The 12,007-nt window shown below is 63.0% G+C and carries 15 protein-coding genes; 3 read left to right on the forward strand and 12 right to left on the reverse strand.

The annotated features are described in order from the left end of the window. Window positions 1-84 precede the first annotated feature (84 nt). From VJR68_RS04050 to VJR68_RS04075, 6 genes are all read right to left on the reverse strand, one after another. Window positions 85-1,254 carry an AI-2E family transporter gene (locus VJR68_RS04050; RefSeq protein ID WP_414647732.1) on the reverse strand — a complete coding sequence of 390 codons (1,170 nt, stop codon included), beginning with the start codon at window positions 1,252-1,254 and terminating at the stop codon, window positions 85-87. Continuing rightward, window positions 1,251-1,559 (reverse strand): hypothetical protein, encoded by a 309-nt coding sequence (locus tag VJR68_RS04055; RefSeq protein WP_324146269.1) that lies wholly within the window; start codon window positions 1,557-1,559, stop codon window positions 1,251-1,253. The genes VJR68_RS04050 and VJR68_RS04055 overlap by 4 nt, the downstream gene beginning before the upstream one ends. A 1-nt stretch (window position 1,560) precedes the next feature. Then, window positions 1,561-2,022 carry an ABC transporter ATP-binding protein gene (locus VJR68_RS04060; RefSeq protein WP_324146270.1) on the reverse strand — a complete coding sequence of 154 codons (462 nt, stop codon included), beginning with the start codon at window positions 2,020-2,022 and terminating at the stop codon, window positions 1,561-1,563. Window positions 2,023-2,054: 32 nt separating this feature from the next. Then, window positions 2,055-2,417 carry a hypothetical protein gene (locus VJR68_RS04065; protein WP_324146271.1) on the reverse strand — a complete coding sequence of 121 codons (363 nt, stop codon included), beginning with the start codon at window positions 2,415-2,417 and terminating at the stop codon, window positions 2,055-2,057. A gap of 76 nt (window positions 2,418-2,493) precedes the next feature. Continuing rightward, window positions 2,494-2,649 carry a DUF1328 domain-containing protein gene (locus VJR68_RS04070; protein ID WP_324146272.1) on the reverse strand — a complete coding sequence of 52 codons (156 nt, stop codon included), beginning with the start codon at window positions 2,647-2,649 and terminating at the stop codon, window positions 2,494-2,496. A gap of 119 nt (window positions 2,650-2,768) precedes the next feature. Beyond that, window positions 2,769-3,392, reverse strand: a complete 624-nt coding sequence (locus VJR68_RS04075; RefSeq protein WP_324146273.1) for a YbhB/YbcL family Raf kinase inhibitor-like protein — start codon at window positions 3,390-3,392, stop codon at window positions 2,769-2,771. Between the two features lie 146 nt (window positions 3,393-3,538). On the opposite strand from VJR68_RS04075, the gene VJR68_RS04080 reads away from it, so the two are divergent. Continuing rightward, window positions 3,539-5,020, forward strand: coding sequence for an AAA family ATPase (locus VJR68_RS04080; protein ID WP_324146274.1), 1,482 nt, complete (start codon window positions 3,539-3,541; stop codon window positions 5,018-5,020). 65 nt (window positions 5,021-5,085) lie between these two features. On the opposite strand, the gene VJR68_RS04085 is transcribed toward VJR68_RS04080, so the two are convergent. From VJR68_RS04085 to VJR68_RS04095, 3 genes are all read right to left on the reverse strand, one after another. Beyond that, window positions 5,086-6,099, reverse strand: coding sequence for a YheT family hydrolase (locus VJR68_RS04085; protein WP_324146275.1), 1,014 nt, complete (start codon window positions 6,097-6,099; stop codon window positions 5,086-5,088). Further along, window positions 6,099-6,896, reverse strand: coding sequence for a lysophospholipid acyltransferase family protein (locus VJR68_RS04090; RefSeq protein ID WP_324146276.1), 798 nt, complete (start codon window positions 6,894-6,896; stop codon window positions 6,099-6,101). Before VJR68_RS04090 ends, VJR68_RS04085 begins: the two co-directional genes overlap by 1 nt. A gap of 79 nt (window positions 6,897-6,975) precedes the next feature. Next, entirely contained in the window at window positions 6,976-7,572 is a 597-nt protein-coding gene (locus VJR68_RS04095; RefSeq protein WP_324146277.1) for a TetR/AcrR family transcriptional regulator, read from the reverse strand. Between the two features lie 75 nt (window positions 7,573-7,647). On the opposite strand from VJR68_RS04095, the gene VJR68_RS04100 reads away from it, so the two are divergent. After that, window positions 7,648-8,943, forward strand: coding sequence for an MFS transporter (locus tag VJR68_RS04100; RefSeq protein ID WP_324146278.1), 1,296 nt, complete (start codon window positions 7,648-7,650; stop codon window positions 8,941-8,943). Between the two features lie 66 nt (window positions 8,944-9,009). Here the strand turns inward: VJR68_RS04100 and VJR68_RS04105 are convergent, their stop codons facing one another. Beyond that, complete coding sequence (locus VJR68_RS04105; RefSeq protein WP_324146279.1) at window positions 9,010-9,486, reverse strand: Lrp/AsnC family transcriptional regulator; 477 nt, start codon at window positions 9,484-9,486, stop codon at window positions 9,010-9,012. A gap of 138 nt (window positions 9,487-9,624) precedes the next feature. Between VJR68_RS04105 and phhA the strand changes: the two genes are divergently transcribed. Further along, window positions 9,625-10,521, forward strand: coding sequence for a phenylalanine 4-monooxygenase (phhA, locus tag VJR68_RS04110; RefSeq protein ID WP_324146280.1), 897 nt, complete (start codon window positions 9,625-9,627; stop codon window positions 10,519-10,521). A gap of 69 nt (window positions 10,522-10,590) precedes the next feature. Here phhA and VJR68_RS04115 read toward each other — a convergent pair whose 3' ends face one another. Further along, window positions 10,591-11,256 carry an SGNH/GDSL hydrolase family protein gene (locus VJR68_RS04115; protein WP_324146281.1) on the reverse strand — a complete coding sequence of 222 codons (666 nt, stop codon included), beginning with the start codon at window positions 11,254-11,256 and terminating at the stop codon, window positions 10,591-10,593. 62 nt (window positions 11,257-11,318) lie between these two features. Continuing rightward, entirely contained in the window at window positions 11,319-12,005 is a 687-nt protein-coding gene (locus VJR68_RS04120; RefSeq protein WP_324146282.1) for an RES family NAD+ phosphorylase, read from the reverse strand. Between the last annotated feature and the right edge of the window lie 2 nt (window positions 12,006-12,007).

Raw genomic sequence — 12,007 nt, forward strand, 5'->3', positions numbered from 1 at the left:
ACCCCAACATCGCAATGCATGGAGATGGCGATGTTGGGGTTCGCACCCCAACCTACACCGATTCGGATAAGAAGGTGGTTCGCCTCAGCGTTGCACCATGCGTGCGAACCACTCCCATCCGCGCACACGCTCGGCGATCAGCTTCGCACTGGTTAGCATAGGCACCGCGAGCAAGGCACCCGGTACGCCCCACAGCCAACCCCAGATCAACAGCCAGATCAGGATCGCGATGGGGCTGACGCGCATGCGTCGCCCAAGTATCCATGGCGTGATCAAGTTGCCCTCCACTGCCGTGATGCCGGCAAAACACACGGCTGGCAACAAGGCATCGGCCAGCACTTCGAAATGAATCAAGCCTACGAACAGCAAGGTAGCGGTGGTGACGATTGCGCCCACGTAGGGAATGAAGTTGGCGAACATCGCCACCGTGCCCCATAGCAGCGGGTCAGGCATGTGCAGCAGGTACAGCATGCCGGCGGTGGCAATGCCGAGCGATGCGTTGATGAGTATCGTAGTGAGGATGTAGCGCGACACTTCGGTCTGGATGCCGCGCACGATGCTTACCGCGTGTCGCTTGTAACCGAAGCTGGGAGCGATCTCGACCAGCCGGCGCAGAATGAGGTCGCCATAGACCAGGAAGAAATACACCAGCAACAACACGGTGAGCACGGCGGCCAGTACTTTCGGTGCGCCGGCCAACACGTCCCACGCGCTGATCGCGACGTCGCCAGGATTCTGGGCTGACAAGGTTGGATGACCGTTGACCAAGGTCTGCGTGGCGCGGCTTGCTGCTTCCAGCGGACGAGTGAGGTGCTGCAGCTTGGGAACAAAGCTGCGGATCTGCGACGGCGCGCTATGCAGCCAGCTCAAGGCGGGCTGGGTCAGCATGCTGATGCCGGCGACGATGCCCGCCATCAGCGTGACCATCAACACGCTCGCGCCGAGCCAGCGCGGAATGTGGTGGCGCGTGCCGCGCGCGACGATGGGGTTCAGCGCAAGGCCGATGAAGGCAGCCAGCACCAGCGGAATGATCAACGCTTTGATCAGGGTGACGGTGTAGAGCAGGGCGAGGATCAGCAGCGCGTTGAGCGTCATGCGGATGGCGCGCAAATGGCCGCGCAGGCGATAGACGCCCCGCGTGGCCTGCTGCATCTGTTTCGCCACGCCGGCGGAAACCCGCGCGGACGGCGTTCCGTGCGGTGCTTCGTCCACGGGGGCCACGCTTGGCCGCGCCGTGGGGTCGATGGCGGTCATGGTTCGTCGCTGTCGCTGGCGTAGGTGCCGTCGTCCATGCCCATTTCGGCGATCAGGCGCGTGCCGTACGCCACCACTTCCGCCAAGCCGGCGCTTACGGAGGTGATCAGCCCCGGCACCCGCAGCGGGCCTACGCCCAGGCTGCCGAGCACGAAACCTGCGCCGGCAGCGGCACCTACCGTGGCAAGTGGATGGTGATAGCCGCGTTCCAGCAGGGCGGCGGCTGGCCTGGCCATTTCCTCGCGGTGCTGGGCCACACGCTGGCGCGCCTGGTCCACTCTCGCCAGTTGCTTGAACAAGCTCATGTCAGACCCCCTTGCCGGTATCGATATCGCGCTCGGCCTTGTAGACCGTGTCGCGCATGATCGCACGCCATTCCTGCCGCGTCCCCGGCAGGCTCATCCAATGCATGCAGCGGCGGAACAGCAGGATGGTGCCGAACAACACCAGCACTTCCAGCACCGAAAGCACAGCCAGCGCCCAGATCCATGAACCCAGCCACTTGGCCAGCAGAAAGCCGATCAAGCTGAGCAGAGTGAGCCCGAGCCCCACGCCGGCAATGGTGGCGCCCAGGCCCGCCGCGAGCAGCCAGGACACGGCGCTGCGAGCCAATCCCAGTTCCGCCGCGAGCAGGCTCAGCTGCGCGCCGAACAGGCTGCGTACTGCGCGCGCGAGCCGGCCAAGATCGTCGAGCAAGCCGCTCGATGCTGCTTCGCTGCCTGGCTCCGGCTGCGCATCTGCTTGGTTGTCGCGCACGGAATCGTGCATCGCCCGCCTCCGTGCCTAGTAACCGGCCAAGTTCAACGACGCAGAATGCGGCCGAGCAGCCAGCCGGCGCCAAGGGCAATGGCTACGGCTTGCACAGGTTTTTCGCGCACGTATTCGCGCACTTCCTCCAGCCATTCGTCGGCGCGTTCCCTGGCATGGTCATACGCTTCGCGCCCACGCTCGGTGGCCTCGGCGACTTTGTCGCTGGCGCGGTTGGCAGCGTGCGCGGCCTTGTCGGTGGCGTGATGCACGCGTTCTTCGACGCGATCGGCAGCGCGATCGAATTTTTCCTTGCTGCTCGCCACGGCATCGGAAGTGGCTTGTTTGATGCGCTCGGCGCCTTGGTCGATGCGTCCGTGGACGTTGTTGTCGTTCGTCTGGACTTCGTTGTTCATGACGTTGCTCCGTGAGATCAAGAAAGTTCACTCTAACGGTTTGCCGCGCTGTTGGCTGAATCATTTCTCACATTGTTCAGCTGGTCCGGCGGAAAAAGGCGATGACCGCCAGCACCAGAAACAGCACGAACAGCACCTTGGCAATCCACGCGGCCGTACCGGCTATGCCGGTAAAACCAAGCAGGGCAGCAATCACAGCGATGACCAGAAAGACCAGGGCGTAGTGCAACATGCCAGCATTCCTCCTCGATCCTAAGGACATCCTGTCGCGGCCCGTTTTCCATGTGCCATACAGCGTGCCGTGCTGGCGTGAAAATTGCTGTTTCCGGCTTTGGTTCTGCGAACGGGGGCTCAGGCGGCCACGCTGGGATTGAGGCTGTAGGTGCCGGTGAGCAAGGCCTCCGCCAGCACGTGTCCGGCCATCGCAGCGCGCAGTTCCTCCAGTGAGAACCCGTGCATCAACGGCAACGACTGCGTGTCCAGCGCGTAAACGCGAAAGTGATAGTGATGCACCAGCGAATCGTTCCAGGGCGGGCACGGGCCGTCGTAGCCCAGATAGGTGCCTTCCATCTGCACGTCGCCCTTGAACCAATCGGTATAGCTATTGACACCTTGCACGCTGCCGGGCGGTCCATACGGCTGCGGTTTGCCGCGCGGGGTGATGTCGTCGCTGCAGGCGCCTTCGGCCAGCTCGCCGCATTCGACTGGAATGTTCGCCATCAGCCAATGCACGAATTCCACACGCGGCAGATCCGGCGGCACGGTGCGGCCTTCCTTGTTGACGTCATCGGGTTTGCTCGGCACGTCGTTGTCGATGCAGGTGATCGCGAACGAACGCGTGCCTGCCGGTGCGTCTTTCCAGGCCAGGTGCGGGCTCACGTTATCCGATAAAGACACCGGCTTGCCGAGCCTGGCGAACGCCAGCTGCGGCGGAATCGGCTGACCGTGCAGGAAGTTATCGCTGCGTAGCTGCATGAGACATCTCCAACGCTATCGAACGCCGCCAGTCTGGGGCAGGGTCGAGCGGGGCAAGCCGGCGCTTGTCCGCAGCGAGCGTAACGCCCGGGCCATGATCCAGTCGTGACAGCTCTGCTACCTTAGTCGCCCTTGCGGGAGGGAGCATGAGCGAGTTGGACGACCTGAGTACACTGGTGCGTGCGGCAACGCCGTTGCTGGTGATTGAAACGATCGACGAACAGCGGGTCATCGAATGTTTTCGCCATGTCATCGCCCAGGCACTGCATCCGCTGTGGCGCTGGACGCTGACCGATGGCCTGGAAAGGCTGGACTTCAACGGCCCGCGCACACTTGAGGTGGCGGCCGACGCCACCTCCACGCTCCACGCCATCCGCGAAGCCGAACAACGCAGCATCTATCTGCTGTTCGACTTCCAACCCTGCCTGCAATACGCCGTCACGCTGCGGCAGATGCGCGAGATCGTGCAGCGCCAGCGCTGCGCCCCGCACACGCTGGTGCTGGTCGGCGCGAAAGTGGAGTTGCCGCAGGAACTGGATGCGCTCGCCACACGCGTGCCACTGGCCCTGCCCGACATCAAGGAACTCGCCGGCATCCTGCGCGGCGAAGCCACGGCGTGGCAGCGCGAACACAACCGCACATTGGAAGTGGACAACGAAGCGGCGCGCACCATCGTGCGCAACCTGGTCGGTCTGAGCGGGCCGGATGCGCGGCGCATCGTGCGCAAGCTGATCTATAACGACGGTGCGCTCAACGCCAGCGACCTGCCCGAATTGATGAAGGCCAAGTTCGAACTGCTCAACCGCTCGGGCCTGCTGCATTACGAATACGCCACGGCCACCTTTGCCGATGTCGCCGGCGTCAGCCAGGTGCGCGAATGGGTTCAGCGGCGGCGCACGGTCTTTCTCGATCCCAGCCCAAAGCCGGCGCTGGATCCACCCAAGGGTGTGTTGCTGCTGGGCGTGCAGGGTTGCGGCAAGAGCCTGGTTTCCAAGGCGATCGCTGGCGGCTTTGGCGTGCCGCTGGTGCGCATGGATTTCGGTTCGCTCTACGACAAATATCAGGGCGAAACCGAAAAGAACCTGCGCGAAGCGCTGGCTAGCTGCGAAACATTGGCGCCTTGCGTGCTGTGGATCGATGAAATCGAGAAAGGCCTCGCCAGTGGTGGCGAAGACGGCGGCGTGTCGCGGCGCGTACTTGGCTATCTGCTGACCTGGATGGCGGAGCGCAAAGCCAAAGTGTTCGTGGTCGCCACGGCAAACGCGGTGCACGAATTGCCGGCGGAACTGCTGCGCAAAGGGCGCTTCGATGAAATCTTTTTCGTCGACCTGCCCAAGCCTGAGGTGCGCGCGGCGATCTTCGCCATGCATTTGAAGCGGCGCAAGCTCGATACCGGCGAATTCGATCTGGACGCGCTGGCGCAAGCGAGTGACGGCTTTTCAGGCGCGGAAATCGAACAGGCCATCGTCAGCGCGCTTTACGATGCCAGCGGCAATGACGGTGCGCTTGATCAGGCAACGTTGCTGCATGCTTTGCAAACGACCAAACCGCTGTCGGTATTGATGCACGAGCAAGTCGCCAGCTTGCGGGCCTGGGCGCAAGGGCGCTGCGTGCCTGCGGATGCGTAGGTTGGGGTGCGAACCCCAACATTGTCGTCTCCCACGCATCACGATGTTGGGGTTCGCGCCCCAACCTACGAATCGGCGATCGCGTTGAAACGTGCAGCGATGTAGTCGTCGCAGAAGCTGGTCATGTCCCAGCCGCGGATAAAGCCGCAGTGTCCGCCGTAGGTGGCGATATCGAGTTCAACGTTGCTCGGCACTTCCAACTTTTCAAACGCCGCGACCGGAATCACCGGATCATCGCGCGCAGTCAGGATGGTGGCCGGGATCTGCATCTGCTGCAGGATGCGGCCTGCTACCGAATAGCCGTCCAGATAGGCTTCGAGCGAACCGAAATCGGTGTGGCGCAAAACCAGCGATTCGGTCAGGCCACGCAGGTTCTGTTTCAATTCCTGAAGCTCGAAATACTGCACTTCCGGAAATGCTTTCTGCTTGGCGCGCAACGAGCGCCGCCACTTGTTCATGAAATACGCCTGGTAGAACCACGGCGCGGATTCTTCCAGCGAGAACAAACCTTCGCTGGGATCGATAATGGGGCACACCGCCAGCGCATAGTTGAGCGGAATGCCGTGCGCCGGCGCCTGCATCGCCACGCGCAGTGCGAAGTTGCCGCCGAGCGAAAACCCTGCCAGTGCCATCACGCGTGCAGGCCAGCGGCGCGTGATATCGCCCAGCGCATGCACGACTTCATCGATGCGGCAGGAATGGAACAGCGCTTCGTTGAGTCCGTGGCTCTCGCCGTGATCGCGAAAGTTGAGGCGGAAAATATCCCAGCCGTCGTCCAGCAAACGGCTGCCGGTTTGCAGCACGTACGTGGAATCGACACTGCCCTCCCAACCGTGGAACAGTACCGCCAAACCGCGCGATGCCTGTTGCGTTGTCTGTGCGGTGAAAGAGCCCGTCAAGCGAATGCCGTTGCCGCCATCCACCATCACTTCCTGCGCGCCATCCAGCACGCGGTACGCGCGACGCGGCAGCAGCGTGCGCCGCACGCCGCTGGAAGAGAGCATGGTCTGGATATGCCCGCTGGTCAGCGGCCACGACGGCTGAAAATCGCGTCCTTGCGGGAGGGGCCTGCTCAACATTAAGCACGATCCTCAAGCGCGGCGGCGATGCGTTCGCGCGACAAATCGGCCATGCGACGGCGACCTTCGGGACTGGCCGGCACGGGTTCCAGGAAATGCACTTCCGCATCCATCGGCGCGCCGCCGAGCATGCGCAGGAAATTCTGCAGGAAGTTCTCGCTGTCGCGGAAACCGGCATCGATCTGCCGCTTGCCATCGCGCACGAAGCGCAACGCTACCGGCTGCACCGGCACGTCGGCATCGAGCGCGGCCTGGAAGATACGTGCGTGGAACACTTTCAGTACGCCGTTGTGGCCGGTGCCGCCTTCGGGGAACACCGCCACAGCACGGCCGGCGCGCATGCGTTCCACCATCACTTGCATCACCGCCGCCAGCGAATGGTTGCTGCCGCGCCGATGGAAGATGGTGCCGCCGCTCGCCGCCAGCCAGCCAACCAGCGGCCAGCTGGCGATTTCCGCCTTGGCCACGAAGCAAGCCGCGCGCTGGCTATGCAGCAGCTCGATATCGATCCACGAGGTGTGGTTGGCGACGAACAGCACCGGATCGCGCAACGGCTGCCCGACGCGCACGGAGCGCAAGCCGAAGATGCGCATCAGTCCGGTGGACCAGGCGCGGATCATGCGGTGGGTGAACGGTTCGCGCCCGTTCTTCATGACGTCGTGGCGGCGCCAGGTGAGGATGAACCCGCACAGCATGATGCCAAGCACTATGTGCACCAGCAGCAGCGGGACGCGCCACAGGTAACGCAGTGGGCGCAGCAGGTCACGGTCGGGGGTGGAAACGGCGTCGATGCTCATCAGCGGTTAGTTTAGCGTTAACGACGTCCTATCGGCAGTGCAACATCCGGCTCGCCTGCAGACACGTTGGCGCAACCCGCTACATCGACGCGTCGATCAACCGCCGCGCCATCACGCCAAGCACGCGTGCCGGCCCACCTTCGCCGAAGGTCTGGCCGGACACGTAGCTGCCCTCGATCAGCAGCATCAGCCCATCGGCCAGCTCGTCCGGATCGCGCGCACCCATGCTGCGGCACATTTCGCGCAATCGCTCGCGCAGGTTTTGCTTGCTCTCCACGGCGACCTGGTGCGCAGGATGGTCATGGTCGGGATATTCGATGACCGCATTGGTAAGGCCGCAGCCACGATAGCCATCGCGGCTGGCGCGCCTGGACAACCGATCCACGTACGCCAGCAGATGCGCCTTGGGATCGTCGGGATGCTCGGCGCTGGGCGCCTCGAAGCGCTCGCAAAAGCGCTGGTCGTAATCGCGCAGGTAGGCGGCAATCAATTCGTCCTTCGACTCGAACGCACGATACAGGCTGGGCTTGGTGACGCCGGCCTGGTTGACGATTTCCTCCACGCCGACGGCGCGGATGCCCTCGCGGTAGAACAGATCGAACGCGGTATCGCGGATACGGTCTGCCGCGCGTCGCGGGGTTTCGGTGGTAGTGTCCGGGGAAGGTTTAGAACGCATGGCCATAAACGGGCTGGTTGACAATGTTACCGATCGGTACGTACTCTGCGCTTCCGTCCCGTACCGATCGGTAACATGACTATACAGCGCCGCCGGTCATTCGGCCAAAACTATGCTTTCGTGGTGGTCGCCGTGGTGTTTCTGGCGCTGCTGGCCTCGGCCGGCATGCGCGCCACGCCCGGCGTGCTGATGCTGCCGCTGGGCCGCGCCTTGGGCTGGAGCCGGGATGATATTTCCTCCGCAGCCGCCGTCGGCATCCTGCTTTATGGGCTGATGGGCCCGTTCGCCGCCGCGCTGATGCAGCGCTTCGGCATCAAGCGCGTGCTGCTGATCGCGCTCACGGTCATGTCAGTGGCGGCGGCATCCAGTGCGCTGATGACGCGGCCCTGGCACTTGCTGCTGACCTGGGGCGTGCTGTCAGGCGCCGGTACCGGCTGCGTGGCGGTGGTGTTGGGCGCCACCGTGGTGGGCCGCTGGTTCAGTACGCATCGCGGCCTGATGATGGGTTTGCTCACCGCCAGCACCGCGACCGGCACGCTGATCTTTCTGCCTGGCCTGGCCGCCATTGCGGAATACGCCGGCTGGCGGCCGGTGGTGCTGACCATCGCGGCGGTTTGCGCGTTGTTGCTGCCCCTGGTGTTGTGGCTGATGCCGGAGCGTCCTGCTGATATCGGGCTGACACGGTATGGCGCGGCACCAAATGAACCGATCGAGGCGAGTGCGTCGTCGGGCAATCTGTTCGCGCTGACCTTGGGCACCTTGCAGCGCGCCAGCAAGCGCGGCGTGTTCTGGCTGCTGTTTGCGACCTTCTTCGTCTGCGGCTTCACCACCAACGGCCTGATCGGCACGCACTTCATCGCGATGTGTGGCGATCACGGCATTGCGGAAGTGCGCGCGGCCGGCGTGCTGGCGATGATGGGCGTGTGCGACTTGATCGGCACCACCGCATCCGGCTGGCTGACCGATCGCTTCGACCCGCGCAAGCTGCTGTTCGTCTACTACGGACTGCGCGGCCTGTCGCTGATGTATCTGCCCTATTCCGATTTCTCGCTGTACAGCCTGTCGCTGTTCGGCGTGTTCTACGGGCTGGATTGGATCGCCACCGTGCCGCCCACGCTGCGCCTTACCACCGATGCGTTCGGCGAACGCGATGCGCCGGTGGTGTTCGGCTGGGTCGTGGCAGGGCACCAGGTGGGCGCAGCGACGGCAGCCTTCATGGCGGGCGTGCTGCGCGTGCAATTGGGCAGCTATCTCACGCCGTTCGTGATCGCCGGTGCGACGGGTGTGGTGGCAGCGTTCCTGGCGTTGCGCATTCGGCGGTGTGACGGTCGCATGCCATGGGTGGCCACGGGCGAAAGCGCCGCATCGTAGGCTGGGGTGCGAACCTCAGCATTGCCGTGTATGCATGCATCGTGACGTTGGGGTTCGCACCCCAACCTACGGCTCCAGCTGTGTCAGCGGCAAGGCCCCTGCCCGCTTCACCGTCCGCAACACGAAGCTTGAGTTCACGTCCGCCACGCCGGAGGCGTTGAGCAGCCGATCGAGCAGGAAGCGCGAGAAATGCTGCAGGTCGGCCACGTAGATATGCATGAGGTAGTCCATGTCGCCAGTGAGCGCGTAGCAGCTCACCACCTCATCCCAGCCATTGACTCGCTCTACAAAGCGCTCGATCACCTCGCTTTCGTGGCGGGTGAGCTGCACGCGCACGAACGCCTGCAAGCCCAGCCCCACGGCTTCCGGATCCACCTGCGCGCTGTAGCCGGTGAGCACGCCCTCCTCCTCCAGCCGCTGCAGGCGACGCAGGCAGGCGGAGGGCGACAGGTTCACCCGTTCGGCCAGCTCGGCATTGGTGATGCGGCCTTCGGCCTGCAACACGGCCAGCACACGCAAGTCGGTGCGATCCAGGGTAACCATGCACGATATCTCCGATTCATGATCATCTGGCGCACGATTATTGCGCGCATGGCGCTTTTTCGCACAACAAAACAAGGAACATGCGCGATGTGGGACGTATCCTATTGATCAGCCACACGTCTTTTTTTGGAGCCGTCGATGGATACGTCCAGCCCCCCGCGCCGCGTCGAACACCAGCAGACCGACCGTGGTTATGTCCCCGTCTACGCCACCGGTGTGGTGGAGCAGCCCTGGTCCGGCTACAGCCGCACCGACCACGAGGTGTGGGACACGTTGTACAAGCGCCAGCGCGAACTGCTGCCCGGCCGGGCCTGCCGCGAATTCCTGGAAGGCGTCGAACGCTTCGGCCTGGGTGATGGCGGCATTCCCAAATTCGCCGACCTCAACCAGGTGCTCGGCAAGACCACCGGTTGGGAACTGGTCGCGGTGGAGGGCCTGCTGCCGGATGAAGTGTTTTTTGACCACCTCGCCCATCGGCGCTTCCCGGTGTCCTGGTGGATCCGCAAGCCCGAACAGCTCGACTACCTGAGCGAACCGGACCTGTTCCACGACCTGTTCGGCCATGTACCGCTACTGCTCAACCCGATCTTCGCCGACTACATGCAGGCTTATGGCCGTGGCGGCATGAAGGCATTCGGCATCGGCCCCGAAGCGCTGATGAACCTGACGCGCCTGTACTGGTACACGGTGGAATTCGGCCTGATCAACACGAGCGAAGGCATGCGCATCTATGGCGCGGGCATCGTCAGCTCCAAGGGCGAATCGATCTACTGCCTGGATTCACCCGCGCCGAACCGCATCGGCTTCGGTTTGGAGCGCGTGATGAACACGCGCTACCGCATCGATACTTATCAGCAGACGTATTTCGTGATCGACAGCTTCGAGCAACTGTTCGATGCCACGCGGCCAGACTTCACGCCCATCTATGCCAAGTTGAAGCGGCAAACCGCGCATGCGGCAGCGGATGTGCTGGAGAGTGATCGCGTGTTCCATCGCGGTACGCGTGAAGGGTTTGCGACGGACGCGGATACTTGATCCGCCAGTTGTCGCGTAGGTTGGGTTACCCCGGACTTGATCCGGGGGTAACCCAACCTACAAATCACCTCATTGCCCGTGCGCATCCACCCATGGCTTGAGCAACGCGATCCACAGCGCATAGCCCGCGCGGTTCATGTGCAGCCCATCTTCGATAAACCATTTCGGCTGCGGCTGGCCATCCGCTCCCAGCATTGGCGTAAACACATCGATATACGTCACGTTCTTTTGCGTTGATGCGTAATTACGTACGAGCGCATTCGCCTGTTTGATCTTCGGCAACAGCGCCTTGCGCGCCATGCTCGGTTTGATCGCCACGAAGGCGATCGCCACACCTGGATCGAACGAACGCACCCTGGCCACGAACGCCACGAAATCGTCGTGTACTTGCTGCGGCGTGTGGCCATCAAACAAATCGTTGTCGCCCGCATACAAAACGATCGCGCGCGGATGGTAGGGCTTGACGATGCGGTCGGCGAAATAGGTGGAGTCGCTCAGCTCCGAGCCGCCAAAGCCGCGGTTGATGACTTTGACCTCCGGAAAATCCGCCGCGACGGATTTCCAATGCTCGATTGACGAACTGCCGATAAACAACACCGCATGCTGCGGCGGCGGATTGGCGCGATCGGAGGATTCGAACGCCTCGATCGCCGCGTTCCACTGCGCATGGTTGGTCTGCGCGACGCACGCGAAACAAGGTGCCAGGGCAAGCAACAGCGATAGCAGGAGCTTCATGAGGGTCCCGGGTCGATCGTTGAAGTGACGATCATAATCCCGCCACGCTCATCACGACTGCATCAACGGCGCTTCAGTTCGTTCACTTCAAGCACTTGCGCAATATGCTGGCCATCCCAGCGATAGATCAGGTGCTGCGCCTGCACGCACGGTGCAACGACATCGGGATAAAACGCCGCCAGGCATTCACCACCGCGATGCCGCACGCTGTTGTACACGATGCCGTTGGAACCTTCTTCAAGCAGCCTGCGCGCAAGCTTGACGCTGTCGGCGTAGCTGTCCGGATCATGCGCCTGCATCCAGCCGCCGCGAATATCGTGCAGCTTGCAATCGATGCTGGTGCGGTAACAACGCATCTCCGCATCGCATGCAGGTTCCGACGTGGCCGCAAGAAAGCGCTCGCGGTGGTACACGGTTTCTTCCACGGCGGTGATCACGTTGCGCGCCGCATAGAACACGCCCCAGGTGCCGTCGGAAAAACGGCTGCCTTCCGGATTCAAATGCGTGAATGCGGCCATCACCGGCGTCGAACCCGGGCCGCTGATGCGTCGATCCCGTGGCACCAGGCGTAACGCATCGGCCTCTTCGCGCAGGCGCGGATTGGTCATCGCTTCAATGGCGAAGATCGCATCCATGTCGGCCGGATCGGCAATGCGATCGAACAAGCCAGCCGGCGGAAAGCGGCTCGGCACGATGCGATAGGCATGCGTCCAGCGGATGCGGCGTAGGGGAGGCGTGTCGGTAGGCATGG

Source organism: Dyella sp., from assembly GCF_035277725.1.
GTDB lineage: Bacteria > Pseudomonadota > Gammaproteobacteria > Xanthomonadales > Rhodanobacteraceae > Dyella_B.